This window comes from Alcanivorax hongdengensis A-11-3 (genome assembly GCF_000300995.1).
Classification (GTDB): domain Bacteria; phylum Pseudomonadota; class Gammaproteobacteria; order Pseudomonadales; family Alcanivoracaceae; genus Alcanivorax; species Alcanivorax hongdengensis.
Window position 1 is genome coordinate 113,482 of sequence record NZ_AMRJ01000004.1, and the last position, 16,618, is coordinate 130,099.

Here is a 16,618-nt window from a genome sequence, read left to right on the forward strand (position 1 = left end):
CGGGCACAAGTTCCTGACGGTTTAGCCGTAATCGCGGGCAAAGTCGGCCAGCAGAGTACAAACGCCAGCCATGCCACTGTGAATCACTGCCTCGATTTCTGCCATGGTGATTTCATGGGTGGATTTGCCCGCCGCCGGGTTCACCACCAGCGACAGCATGGCGTAGGGCAACGCCAGCTCCCGGGCCAACACCGCTTCAGGCATGCCGGTCATGCCGACGATATCGCAGCCATCGCGCTCCAGGCGGGCAATTTCCGCGGCGGTTTCCAGTCGCGGGCCCTGGGTGGCACCGTAGCAACCACCGTCATTCCAGGCCAGCTCACTGGTAGCCAGCTGATTTTTCAGTGCCGTGCGCAGGGCGCCGTCGAACGGCCAGCTGAAATCCACATGCACCAGCGGCTCGTCCGGGCTGTCGAAAAAGGTGCTGTCACGGCCCCAGGTGTAATCGATCATCTGGTCGGGCAGCACCAGCGCGCCGGTGGGGGCGTCGGGGGTAATACCACCGACGGCATTGACCGCCACAATGGCGCTGGCGCCGGCCTCCTTGAGCGCGGCCAGGTTGGCCCGGTAATTCACCTGGTGGGGCAGCAGCACATGGGGGTCACCATGGCGCGCCAGGAACAGCACCCGACGCCCGTGCAGCTCGCCCTCCACCACCGGCGCCGACGGCTTGCCGAAGCGGGTGTCGAGGGGGTGTGTTGCCACGATGCGCAGGTTATCCATGCGCGTCAGGCCGGTACCGCCGATAAATGCCAGCATCAGCTATTGCTCTCTCTGACCCCGTAGATGCCCGGCGCATTGCGCCAGAAGCCCTTGTAATCCATGCCCATACCGAACAGGTACAGATCCTCGGCCTGCAGGGCAGTGAAGTCCGCCTTGAGGCCCGGTCGCGCCTTGCGGTCATGCTGCTTGTCCACCAGCACACAGGTTTTCACGCTGGCCGCCCCCTGGGCCTTGCAGGCATCAATGATCGACAGCAGCGTGGACCCCACATCCAGAATGTCATCGACAATCAGCACATCACGGCCGGCCAGGGAGGCATTGGGTGTCACCAGCCACTCCACCTCGCCGCCAGTGGTTTCGCCCAGGTAGCGGCTGGCGTGCAGATAATCCATCTCCAGCGGGAAATCGAGCCGCTTGACCAGCTCGGCGGCGAAGATCATGCCACCATTCATGATGGTCACGAATACCGGCACCTTGCCGGCATAGGCTTCGGTGACTTCGAACGCCAGTTTGCCAATGGCTTCCTGCACCTGGTCGGAAGAATGCAGTTCGATGGCTTCACGGCGAACCCGCCTCAGTTCCTGCTGCAGTTGATCAGCGCTGGACATGGTGTGCTTCCTCAAGATTGTCGTCTTCCAGACCGGTATCCGGGCTCTTGTCGTTCTGACTTATCAGATGCAGGGTGCGCGTCGGGAACGCGAACTCGGCACCATGCTCGTGGACAATGTTCATGATTTTCATGAGCACATCCTGCTTGATCTCATGGTAACGCACCCAAGCGGTGGTTTTGGTAAAGGTGTAGATAAAGAATTCCAGGTGCGAGGCGCCATAGCTGTCGAAGTTGACGATCAGGGTACGGGTGTCGGTTTCCAGCTCCTCGTGTGCAATCAGCATGGCTTTCACCGCCTCGACGATGGCGGGCATTTTCTGCCAGTCATCGTAGCGAATACCGATCTTTTCATTGATGCGGCGGTTAAGCATGCGTGAGGGGTTTTCCAGCACGATGGAGGTGAACATGGCGTTGGGGATATACAGCGGACGCTGATCAAAGGTGCGAATGCGCGTCAGCCGCCAGCCGATATCTTCCACGGTGCCTTCGATGGAGCGATCCGGTGAGCGTACCCAGTCCCCCACCCGGAAGGGCTTGTCCAGATACACCATCATGCCGCCGAAAAAGTTGGCCAGCAGATCCTTGGCAGCAAACGCCACCGCCATGCCACCGATGCCGCCAAACGCCAGCACGCCGGAGATGCTGTACCCCAGGGTCTGCAGAATGATCAGTAACGCCGTGATGATCACCGATACCCGCAGCAGCTTGGCCACCGCCGCCGCGGTGGAATGGTCCATGGGCTTGCGCATGCGTGACGGGTCAATCAGGTTCTTCTCGGTGTAGGAAATAAACCGGTTGAAGAACATGGCGATGATGACGATGAAGGCAATGCGCCGCGCCATCGGCACCAGTGAAAACAGGTCATTCTGGTCCTCCGCCACCGCCTGCAACAGCTCCATGGCCACCGACAGACCAACCACCCAGAACGCCAGTCGTACCGGCACGCGCGCCGCTTCCAGCAGGGCATCGTCCCACAGGGTATCGGTCTTGATGATCAGTTTGTCGAGAATATCAATCACCCGCATGAGGATGAAATTCACCGACACGGTACACAGCACCACCACAAACAGCTGCGTGAGCCAGACCTCCGTGGCCGTCTCCGCATTGGGCCATTGCAGTATCAGGTTCCAGTCCAGGGTCATGCGTTTTCCTCAATCAATGTCTGCGCCAAAGCCTTGCCCTGGCGGTATCGTTCCTTGTCCATGGGGGCACGGCGTACCGCACGTAGCCCGGCCGCCGGCACCTGGCCGGCATAGTGCTGACTTTCCATCCATTGCAGTACCTGCTCGGCACCGGCACGGTCGTTACAGACCAGCGCCATGTCGCAGCCGGCGTCCAGCGCCGCCGCCGCCCGGGCCGTGCAGTCGCCCACCGCGTGGGCGCCGGCCATGGACAGGTCATCGGAAAAGATCACGCCCCGGAAACCCAGCCGGGCGCGCAGCACTGTCTGCAGCCAGTGACGGGAAAAGCCGGCGGTATGCTCGGCATCCACCGCACTGTAGATCACATGGGCCGGCATCATGCCGGCCAGCCGCGGCGCCAGCGCCGCGAAGGGACGCAGGTCCGCATGTTCGATCTCGGCCAGCGGGCGCGGGTCCACCGGCAGCTCCAGGTGGGAATCCGCCACCACGTGGCCATGGCCGGGAAAGTGCTTGCCGGTGGCGGCCATGCCGGCCGCGCTCATACCGTCAATAAAGGCGCCGGCCAGGGCAATCATGGCATCGGCATGACCATGGAAGCTGCGATCACCGATCACCGTGCTGCTGCCGTAATCCAGATCCAGCACCGGGGCAAAACTGATATCGATATCCATGGCCACCAGTTCGCTGGCCATCAGCTCGCCCAGCAGGGTGGCCTCCCGGCAGGCGGCAGCCGGGTTGCTGTCGTAACGGCGTCCCAGGGCGGCCATGGCCGGCAGGCGGGTAAAACCATCGCGAAAGCGCTGTACCCGCCCGCCTTCCTGGTCCACCGCGATCAGTATCTCCGGGCGCACGGCGCGGACCTGGCCAATCAGGGCCTGCAACTGGTCACGGTCCTGGTAATTGCGGGCAAACAGGATCAGGCCTCCGGTGGCCGGATGGGCCAGCATTTCACGCTCGACGGCGGACACCTCCAGCCCTTCCAGATCCAGCATCAACAACGGTGAAACAGATACAGACATGGGTAGCCCTAAACAATGTTGACCTGTGTGCCCACGCCGATCTGGTCGAACAGCGTGATGACATCCTGATTGCGCATGCGGATACAGCCATGGGAAGCCGGCACCCCCATGGGCTCGCTGTCCGGTGTGCCGTGAATATAAATAAAGCGCCGGAAACTATCCACGTCACCGCCCTGGTTATGGCCCGGTTCCAGGCCGCCAAGCCAGAGTATGCGGCTGAGGATCCAGTCCCGGTCCGGGTGTTGCGCCGCCAGGGTTGGCGAATGGATCTGGCCGTTGAATTTACGCCCTTCGAACACGGCGCCGGCCGGCAGCCCGTCACCAAAGCGTGCGCGCACCAGATGACGCCCCCGCGGCGTGGCACCACTGCCCTGCCCCTGGCCGGCACCGACAGCGGCGGTGGACACGGGAAAACGCTGGGTGGTTGGGCCGGCCAGTTCCAGCCACTGCCCGGCCAATGAAATGGTTATGTGCATCCCTGCCTCGAAACGGCAAATGAACAGGAGTGTTACTGTGCCGGCACCGGCGCCTGAATACCACCGACCAGAAACGGTAACAGCCGCTGGGTGATATCGGCGGCGCTCAGTTCCAGTTTGAAATCGCTCTTGCTGATGGCCTGCAGTGACTCCAGCCCGGACAGGGTAAAAATCACCGAGCCAAGACTGAACTGCACCCGCCAGAACAGCTCCATGGGCGACACATCCGGCACCGCCCGCTGCAGGTGCTCCTGCAGGCGCTTGAACACGGCGCCGTAATGCTGGTTGAGGTACTGGCGCAAATGGCCCTGGGGCTGGCTGTAGGCCTGACCGGCCAGACGAAAGAAGATCGCCGCCCGTTGCGGATCCTGGGGATGAGTGCCCAGCGCCAGCCGCGAGACAATACCGAGAATGGTTTCCGGGGTGTCCGGTGTCCCGGAGGCTTCCAGCTCGTCGAGCTTGGCCGCCAGAGCGGCACTGAAGGGCGTCAGAAAGCGCTCGAAAACCGCCTGTATCAGCGCTTCCTTGGAGCCAAAATGGTAGTTCACCGCCGCCAGGTTGACGCCGGCCTTGCTGGTAATGGCACGCAGGCTGGTTTCGGCAAATCCCTTCTGGGCGAAGAGCACTTCCGCGGTATCAAGAATCCGGTCAACGGTGCCCGGTTGCGCCATCTGCCTGTCCCCTGCTGGTCACAAAAACATACGTTTCAAACATACGTTTGGAGACAAGGGGGGTCAAGCAAGGCAGGGGTTGGTTGAGAGTAAAAAGTGGACCGTTGACCGCTAAATAAGCGCATACGTTCAGGCAAGGCAGGGATTCCCCTGTCAAGGTCCAACGATCCACTGACGTCTCTTACCACTCATCCAGGTAGGTGACACAGTGTTCGATCAGCTCGGCCACCCGCTCGCAGGCCTGCTTGAGGCGATCCAGGTCGCCTTCGGCCAGCGGCGCATAGTTGTCCTCGGCCAGCAGGTTGAGCGCATTGGCATCACTGGGCGGGGTCGGTCGACGGGCCAGGCCGGCGGCCCCCAGCGAGGCCTGCATCTGCTCGTCCAGCCAGGCAATCAGGTCACCGCGGTCCTGGCGCGCCTGTGACAGGATGGCCATTTCCGGTGCTTCCACGCCGGACTGCGCAAACGCCTGCTGCAGCGCGGCCAGGCTGAACAGCGACTCATAGCCCTCTACCCGGTAAGTCCTGGCGGACTGACGCGCCAGCCCCACCAGGGCGGAATAGAGGTGGAACACCACTGCGCCACGCAAGGCCAGCCGCAGAGTGGGAGTGGCTCCGGCCTGCTCGCCGGTAAGCTGCCCCAGCAGCGCGCGGGCAAAATACAGCCGCTCGCGCAGGCCACTGACTTCATTTTCGCGGACCATTCGGGACATGGGGACTTCCTGATTCGGGGGACTGTCTTTGGGGTTGGCGTCAGACGCCGGTTTTCGGACGTCTGACGCGATTCACCGTTGGCACGACTAGGATTTCCTTGCGGCGGCCTTTTTCTTTGCCGCCTTCTTTTTCGCTGCCTTCTTCTTGGCCGGCGCCTTTTTCTTGGTCTGTTCCTCGACCCACTTGCCGTCGCGGTAGAACGCCATCCAGCCGGTGGCCTTGCCGTCCACCTCGCTCATCACGTACTGCTCCTTGGCCTTGCGGCTGTAGCGCAGTACACCCGGATTGCCGTCCGGGTCCCTGGCGGGGGCATCGGCCAGGTATTTGTGTTTGGGGTCCAGCTGCTTGGCCACGCTCTGGATCTCTTCGATCAGCGGCGGGCGGGTTTCCCGGTTCTTGGGAAACTTGCTGGCCGCCAGGAACAGGCCCGAAGCACCATCACGCAGCAGGTAGTGATCATCCTCATATTTTTCACACTGAAGGTGCGGCATGGGAATCGGATCGGCCCGCGGCGGCGCCGGCTCGCCGTTCTTGAGCAGCTTGCGGGTGTTACCGCAATCATCATTGGTGCACTTGAAGAACTTGCCGAAACGGCCGGTGCGCAGCTGCATTTCATTGCCGCACTTTTCGCACTCCAGGGTCGGGCCGTCATAACCCTTGATTCGGAATTCGCCCTGTTCCACCAGATAGCCGTCACAGTCCGGGTTGTTACCGCAGATGTGCAACTTGCGCTTTTCATCAATCAGGTAGCTTTCCATGGCGGTGCCGCATTTGGGGCAGCGTTTCTTGCGGCGCAGTTCCTTGGTTTCCGCTTCGTCATCGTCGGCGTTGACCGTCTCCGCTTCCTCGCCGGGCAGCAGGTTGAGCGTTGCCGTGCAGCGCTCCTTGGGCGGCAGGCTGTAGCCGGAGCAGCCCAGGAACACACCGGTGGAACCGGTACGGATCTGCATGGGCCGCCCGCAGGTGGGGCACTGGATATCGGTGTCAGTGGGCAGGTTGGCACGCATGCCGCCCACCGCCTGCTTGCCGGTGCCTTCGCCCTGGGCCGCTTCCAGCCGGGCGACGAAATCACGGTAGAATTCGTTGAGCACGTCCTGCCAGTTGCGTCGACCCTCGGCCACTTCGTCCAGGGTTTCTTCCATCTTGGCCGTGAAACCGTAGTCCATCAGGTCCGGGAAGTTTTCCGCCAGCCGGTCGGTGACGATGTCGCCCATCTTCTCGGCATAGAAACGGCGATTATCCTGGCGCACATAGCCGCGATCCTGAATGGTGGAGATGATCGCCGCATAGGTGGACGGCCGACCAATACCGCGCTTTTCCAGCTCCTTGACCAGGCTGGCTTCGGTATAGCGGGCCGGCGGTTTGGTGAAGTGCTGGGCAATGTCCACCTGATCGATGGCCAGGTTATCGCCCTCTTTCACGTCCGGCAGCAGGGTGTCTTCCTGGCCCTTGCGTGAGGCCGGCGGCTGGATACGGGTCCAGCCGTCGAATTTCATGATGCGACCGCGGGCCTTGAGCTCGTAATCAGCGGCGGTGGCGGTGAGCGTGGTGCTCAGGTATTCCGCCGGCGGCATCTGGCAGGCGATGAATTGGCGACGAATCAGCTCGTAAAGGCGCTGGGCATCGCGCTCCATGTCCTTGAGCGAGTCGGAGGTACGCTTCACATCGGAGGGGCGAATCGCCTCGTGCGCTTCCTGGGCCCCTTCCTTGCTGGAATAGGACAGCGGTTTTTCCGGCAGGTACTTGTCGCCCAGCTTGTCACTGATCCAGTCCCGGCAGGCGGCCACCGCATCGGTGCTCAGGTTGGTGGAGTCGGTACGCATGTAGGTGATGTGACCGGCCTCGTAGAGACGCTGGGCCATCATCATGGTCTTCTTCACCCCGAAGCCCAGACGGGTACTGGCCGCCTGCTGCAGGGTGGAAGTAATAAAGGGCGCAGACGGCTTCGAGCGCGTGGGCCGCTGCTCGCGCTGGCTGACAGTCAGGTTGCCGGCGGCCAGCAGGGCCTGGCGGTGTTGCTCGGCGTCATCGCCATTGTTGGGGCGGAAGGTCTGGCCAGCATGCTTGGCCACTTCCAGGCGCAACGCTTCACCGTCACCGGTGTGGGTGTCGCTGTGCATCTCCCAGAACTCTTCCGGGGTAAAGGCGCGGATTTCCCGCTCGCGCTCCACCACCAGCTCCACCGCCACCGACTGCACCCGACCGGCGGACAGGCCACGGGCGATCTTTTCCCACAGCAGCGGCGAAATCATGAAACCCACCACCCGGTCCAGGAAGCGGCGGGCCTGCTGGGCTTCCACCCGGCTCATATCCAGCTTGCCGGGCTCCTGGAAGGCCGCCTGGATGGCCTTCTTGGTGATCTCGTTGAACACCACCCGATCAAAGCGGCTGTCGTCACCACCGATCACTTCCCGCAGGTGCCAGGCAATGGCCTCCCCTTCGCGGTCCAAGTCAGTGGCCAGATAGATACGGTCGGCATTGGCGGCCAGACGCTTGAGCTCGTCGATGACCTTTTCCTTGCCCGGCAGGATCTCGTAATGCGCGTCCCAGCCCTTTTCCGGGTTAACGCCCATGCGATTGATCAGCTGGGCCTTGGCCTTCTTCTTTTTATAGGCTTCGCGCTCTTCCTTGGGCAGGGAGCGGGTGTAGGCCGCCTCCTTGGCACGTTCCTGAGGGGTACTCTTTTTGGAGCCGCCGCTGACCGGCAGGTCCCGCACGTGGCCGACGCTGGATTTCACGACGAAATCATCGCCCAGATAACGGTTGATGGTCTTGGCCTTGGCCGGTGACTCCACAATAACGAGGGATTTGCCCATTCTCAGGTTCTCAAATGACGGCGGATTACGTTAACCGGCGCTATTTAGACAGCGCCTTGGGGGCCGGGTCAAGCGCCAGCCACTTTTCGGTGGGCCTGTTAACACCATCCGAATGACGCCTGTTGATCCCCCAAGCCCATCAAATCCGGGCGCGGAGGGACGCGTTTGGTCGTTCCAGACAGGTAACGAATAATGACGAGTGGCGGGGGCTTGGGGCTCAACACGCAAGGCCGATTCCTCTTTTCACCCCGCAGCACGCATCCCGGTAGCGTCAACCGACCTCGTTGGTGCATGCACGCCATAACCGGCAAGCGCGAGAATGCCAATTGCCCCTTGGCAAGGTGCTGTCAGCGGCCTATATACTGGGGTTAAATCCACTCAGGGAGACAGAAAATGGCCTCGCCGTACCGCAAGATTCTGGTCGCCATTGACTGCAGTGATGAATCCGCCACCGTGCTGGCCCGGGCCGCCGGTGTGCTGGAAGGGGTCAGTGGCGAATTGCATCTGATCCATGTGATCGAACCTCTGGCACTGGCCTACGGGGCCGATGTGCCCATGGACGTCACCGACCTGCAAAGCGGCCTGGTGGAGCAGGCCAAACAGACCGCTCACCAGTACGCCGAGCGCTACCATATCCCCGACAAACATATCTATGTGGAGCTGGGCTCCATCGAGAAGACCATCCTGGGCAAGGCGGACAGCCTGGAGGCGGATCTGATCGTGGTGGGCAGCCATACCCGCAGTGGCCTGGCGCTGTTGCTGGGCTCCACCGCCCGCGGGCTGGTACCCGGCTCCCACTGCGATGTGCTGGCGGTGAAGGTGGATAAAAAGAAAGACTGATTCAGGTCAGTTGCAGGGTGCCAGTGGAGGCCACCGGCTCCTCGTTCCAGCGACACAGCAGCTCCGCCAGCGCCTGGGCCTGGATCTTCAGCGCATCCAGCTCGTCCGCCGTGCCCTTCTCACCATGAAACACCGGCAGCTTGCGCAATGACTGCACCAGCTCGTGGTCCGGCATCTGCATGCGTTTGACCTCCAGGGTCCAGCGAATGTGGTGGACAATCATGTGGAAGAAGGCCAGCCGGCTTTCCAGCGTGTAGGGGCTGTTATCGTCGTCATTGAAGTCATTGAAATCCAGGCTGGCAAGCACCGCTTCGCGGGCACTCTCTGCCACCTGGATACTGGCACTGCGCGGGGTCCCCAGCAGCATGGACAGGGTGCCGAACACCTCGCCGGGGGACACATAATAGAGCGGCGCGTCATCATCCTGCTCCGCCAGCACTTCAAGCTGCCCACGCAACAGAAAATAGAGGGTGGTATCCACGTCACCGGCTTTGATGATCTGCTCACCGGGGGCCGCCACCAGAATGCGGGTCTTGGTCTTGAGGAGTTCGAACTGACCGGGCTCACCCCGTGCCACTTCATTGAAAAACGGCACCCCGGACAGCAGTTGCCGGGTTCGCTCGATGCCGTACTGATCATCATTGGCCTGCTGCATGCTTTCCCCCACAGCCCTTTTTTTATTTACGTCAATGCTAGAGGGCCGGCCCGCAACGGGCAACGACTAAACGCAAAATGTTGTGCAATCTCCTACACGGCAACTGGACAAATAACACTGTTCATATTATCAGTAGTCATGCTAGTCTTAATCCAGCGGCCCACTCCAGGCAAACGAAACAGGCCGGGAATAGACGCCGCATCACGCTGATCGCAGCTCACTGCCGCTCGGCGTATCCGACAGCAGTGATGGCCGCCCGGCGGCCCGAACCACAAGGAGATGGGTATGAGCAGCAAACTGACCGAGCGCCAGCAGCAGGTACTGGACTGCATCCGTGAATTCCAGAGCGATACCGGCATGGCCCCCACCCGGGCGGAAATTGCGGATCGCATGGGGTTCCAGTCCAAGAACGCCGCCTCCGATCATCTGCGTGCCCTGGAGCGCAAGGGGTACATCAAGCTCCACAGCGACCGCTCCCGCGGTATCCAGCTACTGGATAATGCCTACTGGTCGGACGAGGAATTGCCGATTGTCGGCAAGGTGGCGGCCGGTGTACCCATCGAAGCCATCGAGAATGTGGAGCGCACCGTGCCGGTGCCCCAGGGTCTGTTCAAGCAGCGCCCCACCTACCTGCTCAAGGTGCAGGGCGACAGCATGATCGATGCCGGTATCTTCGACGGTGACCTGATTGCGGTGCGCAAGTCCAATGTGGCGCGCAGCGGTGAAATCGTGGTGGCGCGCATTGACGAGGAAGTCACGGTGAAGACCCTACGCTTGAACAAATCCAGTGCCACGCTGTTGCCGGCCAATGAGGCCTACGAGCCGATCAAGGTGCCGGCGGATCAGCTGGTGATCGAAGGCATTTTCGTGGGGTTGATCCGTGATCCGAATTCTTTCTAGCGCCATCCTGCTTCTTTTGAGTACCAGTGTAATGTCAGACACCAACCTGCTTGCGCCCTGCCCGGACGCGCCTCACTGCGTGTCGAGCCTGGCCACGGACGAAAAGCACCATGTGGACCCGCTGGCGGTCAGTGACAACCGGGCGGACAGCATGGCGCGCATCCAGGCCGTGCTGGATACCCTGCCCCGGGTGGAATATGAAGTGGTGGGCCAGTCCCGCATCCAGGCACGCTTCAAGAGCCTGATTTTCCGCTTCGTGGACGATGTCACCTTCTACGTGCGTGAAGACGGCACGGCGGAAGTACGCTCGGCCTCGCGAATCGGCTATTACGATTTCGGCGTCAATCGTCGTCGGGTAGAATCCCTGCGCGAGCAACTGGCCGAGCCGACGAGCAATGACCGAACCTCACAACGAGACCCACAGCAAAACTACACCGGACAGTCCCATTCAATGGGCTGACATTGGCGTCAATCTGACCGACAAGCAGTTTCATGATGACCGTGATGCTGTCATTGATCGGGCCCGGGCTGCCGGCGTCGACTGGCAGCTGCTTACGGGCACCAATGTGGAAGAGTCTCGCCAGGCCATCGAACTGGCCCAGGCCAATGAGGGGCTGTTCGCCACCGCCGGCCTGCACCCCCACAGCGCGCGTTTCTACTGCGAAAGCCTGGAAAGGGATTTGCGCCATCTGCTTGCTCAGCCACCGGTAAAGGCCGCCGGCGAAATGGGGCTGGACTTCAATCGGGACTTTTCCCCCAGGCCGGATCAGGAGCGGGCCTTCGAAGCCCAGCTGGCAATGGCTGCGGAATACAACCTGCCTGTGTTTCTCCATGAGCGTGATGCCCATGAACGGTTTTTGCCGATTCTCAAGGCCCACCGGGATGCCATTCCCGGTGCCGTGGTGCACTGCTTCACCGGCAGTCGCGAGGCCCTGTTTCATTACCTGGATCTGGATTGTCACATTGGCATAACCGGCTGGATCTGTGACGAGCGGCGGGGCAAACCCCTGGCTGAGCTGGTGCACAATATTCCGGATACGCGTCTGCTGCTGGAGACCGATGCGCCCTACCTGTTGCCCCGGGACTTACCCGGCGCCCCGCCGAAAAAACGCCGTAACGAACCCGCCCTGCTGCCCTGGATTGGCCAGCGCGTGGCCCAGCTGCGTCAGCAGCCCGTGGCGACCGTGGCCAGGCTGACTTATACCAATGCGACAACGCTGTTCAGTTAGCTGTTAGTTCGCCAGTTATAGGGCACGTCCAGCGGCGCCACCTCTCCATCCGGCTGGCCGACCATTTCCGCGTGGGCGGACTGGTGTACCAGACTGGCAGAATCCGTGGGCAGAAAGGCAAGCTGATTGTTGGCATGCTCCGGGCCATTGAAGCGCATGACCCTGCCCTGCTCGTCCACCACCCAATAAAGGGTGCCTTCCAGCTGTACCTGAACGGTACACACAGACAATGTCACCGAGCGCAGCAGAATATGCTCGGCATGCCGTTTTTTCAGCGCTTTGACGGTTATCTTTTCCATAAGGACATCCTTGCCCGGCGGCCGTGAAGCCGACATCAAGTGTTGAGCAAAAACCGCTGCACCTCGAGCAGGCCGAATGGCCAGGCCAGCTCACACCCGTCCATGCACAGTACCGGAATGCGCTCGCCATAGCGGGCCAGCAGGGCATCATCTTCCGCCACATCCACCAGTGTCAGCGCCAGACCGGGGTCGACCATGCTTACCCAGTCACGGGCCTGCTCACAAAGATGGCAGCCCACGGTGGTGTAAAGGCGAACCGGCATCAATCCTCCACATGGCGGATGGCAAAACAGACATGAATACGATCATTGCGGCGGAAGTCCTCCGGGATACTCCAGCGGCTGATATCCTCCACGTGATACCACTTGCTGATACTCTCATCGAGCTGGAAGCGCCGGTAGTTACAGGAGAAATACAACACGCCACCGGGCTCCAGACGCCGCATGATCTTGCGAATCAGTTCCGCGTGGTGCTCTTCCACCACAAAGTCACTGCGCGACTTGTTGTTGGAAAAGGTTGGCGGATCGCAGAACACCAGATCGAACTGCTCGCGACACTCATCCAGCCAGCGCATGGTGTCGGCCCGTACCAGCTCGTGCTGGTCGGTGGAGAAACCGTTGGCTGCCAGGTTGCAGGCGGCCCACTCCAGGTAGCGCTTGGAGGCATCCACGGTGACCGTGCGTTTGGCGCCGGCCACGGCCGCATGCACCGTGGCCGAACCGGTATAGGCAAACAGGTTGAGAAAGCGTTTGCCAGCAGCCTGCTCGGCAATGCGCAGGCGCGTGGGCCGGTGATCAAGAAACAGGCCCGTGTCCAGGTAATCCTGCAGGTTGATCAGCAACTGAGCCTGCCCCTCGCGCACCACCCGGTAATGGCCCTGGCCATCCAGTTTCTGGTACTGCTGCTTGCCTTTCTGGCGCTCGCGGGTACGCAGGTGCACCTGCTCACGGTGTACGCCGAGCGCCGCCCGCACCGCCGTTACCGCCCAGTCCCGACGCAGGCGCGCCTTTTCCGGGTCCACCGTTTTGGGGGCCTTGAATTCCTGGACCAGCACCTGATCGCCATAGATATCCACCGCCACATTGAACTCCGGCAGATCCCGGTCGTAGAGGCGGTAGCACTGAATATCCTCACGCTCGACCCAGCGTCTCAGGTGCTTGCCATTCTTGCGCAGCCGGTTGAGCAGTGGCTGCGCCTGCGCTGGCACCTCGAAGGCACTGTCATCGGCCACCTGCACCACCCGGACCGGATTCACCGCCCGGGGGGTATACAGGCGGATAAAGTTGTTGAACGGGCCATTTTTGAGGCGCCACTGCTGCTCCAGCTGCATGCCGGAGCGATCCATGACCTCGGCATCGGCCCCCAGCAGCATGACCTGCCAGCCCGGTGCCCGCAGAGCCAGAATGCGGCCCAGGGCATAATGCAGCCATCCGGCCTGTTGTTGCTCATCAAGACGCTCGCCCCAGGGCGGGTTGGTGACCACCAGCCCCTGCTCGACAAAATCCCGCGGCCGTAACGCACCCAGTTCGCGGCGCTCGAAATGGATGGCCATACCAACGCCGGCCCGCTCGGCATTCTGCCGTGCCAGCTGCAACGCCCGGGCATCCACATCAAAGCCCTTGATGGACAGCGCCGGCACCGGTCGGGCCGCGCTGGCCGCGGCCTCGCTCATGGCGTCTTCCCAAAGCTTGCGGCGGCAACCGCGCCACTGCTGAAAGCCGTAATGCTGACGACGGGCACCGGCAGCATGACCGGCGGCCATCAGCGCCGCTTCAATCACCAGGGTGCCACTACCACAGAACGGATCGAGCAAGGCCTGGGGGCCCCCTTCACGGGCCCAGCCGGCCGCCCAAAGCATGGCGCTGGCCAGGGTTTCGCGCAGCGGCGCACGGCCACCGGCCAATCGGTAACCGCGCCGATGCAACGGGTCTCCGGCCAGATCCAGCCACAGGTAAGCCTGCTGTTCATCCAGACGGGCACGCACACAAAGGCTGCCACGGGCCTCGCGGGAAACCGTCAGCTGCGGCGGTAATGCCTGGCAGAAACGCTTGGCACTGATGCGATTGTCTCCCCGCACGCCGGCACCATGCTCCACTTGCACATGCACCGCCGCACCATCGGCCACCAGGGCTGGCCACTCCTGGCTGCGGGCCAACCGCTCCGGCGCCTCACGGGGGTCCACATCCAGCGTCGCCAGCGGCATCAGCAGGCGCTCGGCCAGCCGTGACCAGAGGCAAACGCGCAGGGCATCGGCCACTCCCGCGTCGATCTGGACATGGGCACGCCCTTCTTCTGTTACCGTCATGCCCAGTGACTTCAGTTCATCGGACAGTAACGGCGCCAGACCCGGCATGCAGGTGGCAACAAATTCCATGATTGGGTCCTCGTAAGTGACTGTTTCTCTTTACGCAGAAAAAAAGAATTTCATGACTTTCAAGGCGTTACGGAAACAGTCATCTAGCTGTCCTTTATACGTCATATGCTTAACAGGCCTCCACCATATTGCTACATGGTATTCGACACCACTTTCAGCCTTATCCCATACTGAACTTGTTGGCTGCCGCGGCCCCTTTTCGAAGTGCCGCGCCTGTCTTCTCAGCCTCACCCATTTTACTGTCAATAGCGAAGGGGAAAGCGTCTATGAAGCGACAAAAAAGAAACCGGGACGACCGCGCTTATAACAGAGGATATATGGCCGGAATCAATGGCAAATCCCGCGAGGATTGCCCCTTCGGCACGCTGCAGGGTCGTACCCACTGGATGGGCGGTTGGCGGGAAGGTCGCACCGACCAGGCCCAGGGCTTTCTGGGCATTGCCGGCATTCAGAATCTGAAAGACATCGGCTGATTCAAGCCACCTTCTCTTTACCCGCGCCGACGCGCACTTGCGCCGACCTACAGGGCCCTACCCGGGCCCTTCTTAATGTCTGGCTCGCGACAAGCCTGCTGGTTAAAACGTATCCGGCCAGCTGCGGGCGATATCGCCAATCAGCGCCGGCCCTTCATAAATCAGCCCACTGTAGATCTGCACCAGGCTGGCCCCCAAGCGCTTCTTTTCCAGCGCATCGTCTGCGCTGGTAATGCCACCTACGCCGATAATCGGAATCCGCCCGTGCAGTGCCTGACTCATGGTTTTCAGCGCCTGATCGGCGATTGGCTTGAGCGGCGCCCCACTGAGCCCACCCTGTTCATCCCCGTGACGCAGGCCCTGTACCCCCTGCCGGGACAGCGTGGTATTGCCCACACAGACGCCATCAATGCCGTGCTGGACGAAGGCTTCGGCCATGCCGGCCAGTTCTTCGGCGCTGTTATCCGGTGCAATCTTGATCACCAGGGGGACGCGACGACGATGTTGCTGATCCAGGCGAGTCTGGGCCTCGCGCAGGGTGCCCAGCAGTTCGTGCAAGGCGTCACCGTGTTGCAGGGTACGCAGGCCCGGGGTATTCGGGGACGATACATTCACCACCAGATAATCCGCATAGGCATGGACCTTCTGCTGACAGATCAGATAGTCCTGCACCGCATCTTCCACCGGCGTGTCCTTGTTCTTGCCGATATTAATGCCCAGTACGCCTTCATAGCGGCTACGCTTGACCGCTTCCACCAGGTAGTCGACCCCCTGGTTATTGAATCCCATGCGATTGATCAGCGCGCTGGCCTTGGGCAACCGGAACAGTCGCGGGCGCGGATTGCCAGGCTGGGCCCGGGGCGTCACCGTGCCCACCTCGATAAACCCGAAGCCCAGGTCGGAGAGACCATCAATACAGTCGGCATTCTTGTCCAGCCCGGCTGCCAACCCCACCGGATTGGCAAACTCGATACCCATCACTTCCACCGGCTTGTCAGGCACCGACCCCGGCCAGCATTTACCCAGGCGCTTGCGCAGGGCCGCCAGGGTCAGTTCATGGGCATGCTCTTCGGACAGGGAGAACAGCAATGGTCGGGCAAGGGAATACAGCATGGGCAGGCCTGATAAGGGATCGACCGCGGCATTATAGCCAAGGCAAGCAGCCACTTCGATGCTTTGTGTCGGACAGGGAATCGCCCTGCCGGGCGGCTTGGGGCCTAAAAAGGTTATTCGCGGATTAGAGGCATATCAGCCTGGTCCAACGTCTGAGGTCTGAGGTCTGAGGTCTGAGGTCTGAGGTCTGAGGTCTGAGGTCTGAGGTCTGAGGTCTGAGGTCTGAGGTCTGAGGTCTGAGGTCTGAGGTCTGAGGTCTGAGGTCTGAGGTCTGAGGTCTGAGGTCTGAGGTCTGAGGTCTGAGGTCTGAGGTCTGAGGTCTGAGGTCTGAGGTCTGAGGTCTGAGGTCTGAGGTCTGAGGTCTGAGGTCTGAGGTCTGAGGTCTGAGGTCTGAGGTCTGAGGTCTGAGGTCTGAGGTCTGAGGTCTGAGGTCTGAGGTCTGAGGTCTGAGGTCTGAGGTCTGAGGTCTGAGGTCAGACGTCGGACGCAATAGGCTGCAGGCGAAGGGCATAGGCGTGCGCATGCAAGAGGCGCCTCGGAATTGCAATGCCGCGCCAACTGTCGA

The 16,618-nt window shown here is 61.4% G+C and carries 18 protein-coding genes; 5 read left to right on the forward strand and 13 right to left on the reverse strand.

Going from position 1 to position 16,618, the window contains the following annotated elements; genetic code table 11:
- Positions 1-21: 21 nt before the first annotated feature.
- The 8 genes from A11A3_RS04750 to topA form a co-directional block, all read right to left on the reverse strand.
- Entirely contained in the window at positions 22-759 is a 738-nt protein-coding gene (locus A11A3_RS04750) for an S-methyl-5'-thioinosine phosphorylase (RefSeq protein ID WP_008928133.1), read from the reverse strand.
- Positions 759-1,331: a hypoxanthine-guanine phosphoribosyltransferase gene (locus A11A3_RS04755; protein ID WP_008928134.1), complete on the reverse strand. Its 573-nt coding sequence runs from the start codon at positions 1,329-1,331 to the stop codon at positions 759-761. The genes A11A3_RS04750 and A11A3_RS04755 overlap by 1 nt, the downstream gene beginning before the upstream one ends.
- Positions 1,318-2,475 (reverse strand): mechanosensitive ion channel family protein, encoded by a 1,158-nt coding sequence (locus A11A3_RS04760; RefSeq protein ID WP_008928135.1) that lies wholly within the window; start codon positions 2,473-2,475, stop codon positions 1,318-1,320. Before A11A3_RS04760 ends, A11A3_RS04755 begins: the two co-directional genes overlap by 14 nt.
- Positions 2,472-3,494, reverse strand: coding sequence for a beta-N-acetylhexosaminidase (nagZ, locus tag A11A3_RS04765; RefSeq protein ID WP_237738828.1), 1,023 nt, complete (start codon positions 3,492-3,494; stop codon positions 2,472-2,474). The genes A11A3_RS04760 and nagZ overlap by 4 nt, the downstream gene beginning before the upstream one ends.
- An 8-nt stretch (positions 3,495-3,502) precedes the next feature.
- Positions 3,503-3,970, reverse strand: a complete 468-nt coding sequence (locus tag A11A3_RS04770; RefSeq protein WP_040296716.1) for a L,D-transpeptidase — start codon at positions 3,968-3,970, stop codon at positions 3,503-3,505.
- Positions 3,971-4,002: 32 nt separating this feature from the next.
- On the reverse strand, positions 4,003-4,641 hold the full coding sequence (locus tag A11A3_RS04775) for a TetR/AcrR family transcriptional regulator (protein ID WP_008928138.1): 639 nt from the start codon (positions 4,639-4,641) through the stop codon (positions 4,003-4,005).
- Positions 4,642-4,822: 181 nt separating this feature from the next.
- Positions 4,823-5,353, reverse strand: coding sequence for a DUF6586 family protein (locus tag A11A3_RS04780; RefSeq protein WP_008928139.1), 531 nt, complete (start codon positions 5,351-5,353; stop codon positions 4,823-4,825).
- 87 nt (positions 5,354-5,440) lie between these two features.
- Positions 5,441-8,170 (reverse strand): type I DNA topoisomerase, encoded by a 2,730-nt coding sequence (gene topA / locus A11A3_RS04785; protein WP_008928140.1) that lies wholly within the window; start codon positions 8,168-8,170, stop codon positions 5,441-5,443.
- Positions 8,171-8,563: 393 nt separating this feature from the next.
- On the opposite strand from topA, the gene A11A3_RS04790 reads away from it, so the two are divergent.
- Positions 8,564-9,010: a universal stress protein gene (locus A11A3_RS04790; RefSeq protein WP_008928141.1), complete on the forward strand. Its 447-nt coding sequence runs from the start codon at positions 8,564-8,566 to the stop codon at positions 9,008-9,010.
- 1 nt (position 9,011) lies between these two features.
- Here A11A3_RS04790 and A11A3_RS04795 read toward each other — a convergent pair whose 3' ends face one another.
- Positions 9,012-9,665 (reverse strand): cyclic nucleotide-binding domain-containing protein, encoded by a 654-nt coding sequence (locus A11A3_RS04795; RefSeq protein WP_008928142.1) that lies wholly within the window; start codon positions 9,663-9,665, stop codon positions 9,012-9,014.
- A 285-nt stretch (positions 9,666-9,950) separates the two neighbouring features.
- Between A11A3_RS04795 and lexA the strand changes: the two genes are divergently transcribed.
- From lexA to A11A3_RS04810, 3 genes are read left to right on the forward strand one after another with little or no spacing between them, the layout of a single operon-like run.
- Positions 9,951-10,565, forward strand: a complete 615-nt coding sequence (gene lexA, locus A11A3_RS04800; RefSeq protein WP_008928143.1) for a transcriptional repressor LexA — start codon at positions 9,951-9,953, stop codon at positions 10,563-10,565.
- A 31-nt stretch (positions 10,566-10,596) separates the two neighbouring features.
- Positions 10,597-11,025, forward strand: a complete 429-nt coding sequence (locus A11A3_RS04805) for a DUF1499 domain-containing protein (RefSeq protein WP_008928144.1) — start codon at positions 10,597-10,599, stop codon at positions 11,023-11,025.
- Positions 10,961-11,794, forward strand: coding sequence for a TatD family hydrolase (locus A11A3_RS04810; protein WP_008928145.1), 834 nt, complete (start codon positions 10,961-10,963; stop codon positions 11,792-11,794). Before A11A3_RS04805 ends, A11A3_RS04810 begins: the two co-directional genes overlap by 65 nt.
- Here the strand turns inward: A11A3_RS04810 and A11A3_RS04815 are convergent.
- From A11A3_RS04815 to rlmKL, 3 genes are read right to left on the reverse strand one after another with little or no spacing between them, the layout of a single operon-like run.
- Entirely contained in the window at positions 11,791-12,093 is a 303-nt protein-coding gene (locus tag A11A3_RS04815; RefSeq protein ID WP_008928146.1) for a DUF6482 family protein, read from the reverse strand. The two genes, A11A3_RS04810 and A11A3_RS04815, sit on opposite strands and share 4 nt — an antisense overlap.
- A gap of 35 nt (positions 12,094-12,128) precedes the next feature.
- A complete protein-coding gene (locus A11A3_RS04820; RefSeq protein WP_008928147.1) occupies positions 12,129-12,356 on the reverse strand; it encodes a glutaredoxin family protein in 228 nt (75 codons plus the stop codon).
- Entirely contained in the window at positions 12,356-14,467 is a 2,112-nt protein-coding gene (gene rlmKL, locus A11A3_RS04825; protein WP_008928148.1) for a bifunctional 23S rRNA (guanine(2069)-N(7))-methyltransferase RlmK/23S rRNA (guanine(2445)-N(2))-methyltransferase RlmL, read from the reverse strand. The genes A11A3_RS04820 and rlmKL overlap by 1 nt, the downstream gene beginning before the upstream one ends.
- Before the next feature lie 266 nt (positions 14,468-14,733).
- Here rlmKL and rmf point away from each other — a divergent pair, with 266 nt between their 5' ends.
- Positions 14,734-14,940, forward strand: a complete 207-nt coding sequence (rmf, locus tag A11A3_RS04830) for a ribosome modulation factor (RefSeq protein WP_040296717.1) — start codon at positions 14,734-14,736, stop codon at positions 14,938-14,940.
- A 102-nt stretch (positions 14,941-15,042) separates the two neighbouring features.
- Here rmf and A11A3_RS04835 read toward each other — a convergent pair whose 3' ends face one another.
- Complete coding sequence (locus tag A11A3_RS04835) at positions 15,043-16,053, reverse strand: quinone-dependent dihydroorotate dehydrogenase (protein ID WP_008928150.1); 1,011 nt, start codon at positions 16,051-16,053, stop codon at positions 15,043-15,045.
- Between the last annotated feature and the right edge of the window lie 565 nt (positions 16,054-16,618).

Excerpts from the sequence above, each read along its gene's own strand:
- A11A3_RS04805 (WP_008928144.1), top strand. The coding sequence starts at position 10,597 with ATGTCAGACACCAACCTGCTTGCGCCCTGCCCGGACGCGCCTCACTGC.
- topA (WP_008928140.1), bottom strand. The coding sequence starts at position 8,170 with ATGGGCAAATCCCTCGTTATTGTGGAGTCACCGGCCAAGGCCAAGACC.
- A11A3_RS04770 (WP_040296716.1), bottom strand. The coding sequence starts at position 3,970 with ATGCACATAACCATTTCATTGGCCGGGCAGTGGCTGGAACTGGCCGGC.
- A11A3_RS04835 (WP_008928150.1), bottom strand. The coding sequence starts at position 16,053 with ATGCTGTATTCCCTTGCCCGACCATTGCTGTTCTCCCTGTCCGAAGAG.
- A11A3_RS04820 (WP_008928147.1), bottom strand. The coding sequence starts at position 12,356 with ATGCCGGTTCGCCTTTACACCACCGTGGGCTGCCATCTTTGTGAGCAG.
- A11A3_RS04795 (WP_008928142.1), bottom strand. The coding sequence starts at position 9,665 with ATGCAGCAGGCCAATGATGATCAGTACGGCATCGAGCGAACCCGGCAA.
- A11A3_RS04755 (WP_008928134.1), bottom strand. The coding sequence starts at position 1,331 with ATGTCCAGCGCTGATCAACTGCAGCAGGAACTGAGGCGGGTTCGCCGT.
- A11A3_RS04790 (WP_008928141.1), top strand. The coding sequence starts at position 8,564 with ATGGCCTCGCCGTACCGCAAGATTCTGGTCGCCATTGACTGCAGTGAT.
- A11A3_RS04815 (WP_008928146.1), bottom strand. The coding sequence starts at position 12,093 with ATGGAAAAGATAACCGTCAAAGCGCTGAAAAAACGGCATGCCGAGCAT.
- rmf (WP_040296717.1), top strand. The coding sequence starts at position 14,734 with ATGAAGCGACAAAAAAGAAACCGGGACGACCGCGCTTATAACAGAGGA.
- A11A3_RS04750 (WP_008928133.1), bottom strand. The coding sequence starts at position 759 with ATGCTGGCATTTATCGGCGGTACCGGCCTGACGCGCATGGATAACCTG.
- A11A3_RS04780 (WP_008928139.1), bottom strand. The coding sequence starts at position 5,353 with ATGTCCCGAATGGTCCGCGAAAATGAAGTCAGTGGCCTGCGCGAGCGG.
- A11A3_RS04760 (WP_008928135.1), bottom strand. The coding sequence starts at position 2,475 with ATGACCCTGGACTGGAACCTGATACTGCAATGGCCCAATGCGGAGACG.
- nagZ (WP_237738828.1), bottom strand. The coding sequence starts at position 3,494 with ATGTCTGTATCTGTTTCACCGTTGTTGATGCTGGATCTGGAAGGGCTG.
- lexA (WP_008928143.1), top strand. The coding sequence starts at position 9,951 with ATGAGCAGCAAACTGACCGAGCGCCAGCAGCAGGTACTGGACTGCATC.
- A11A3_RS04775 (WP_008928138.1), bottom strand. The coding sequence starts at position 4,641 with ATGGCGCAACCGGGCACCGTTGACCGGATTCTTGATACCGCGGAAGTG.
- A11A3_RS04810 (WP_008928145.1), top strand. The coding sequence starts at position 10,961 with ATGACCGAACCTCACAACGAGACCCACAGCAAAACTACACCGGACAGT.
- rlmKL (WP_008928148.1), bottom strand. The coding sequence starts at position 14,467 with ATGGAATTTGTTGCCACCTGCATGCCGGGTCTGGCGCCGTTACTGTCC.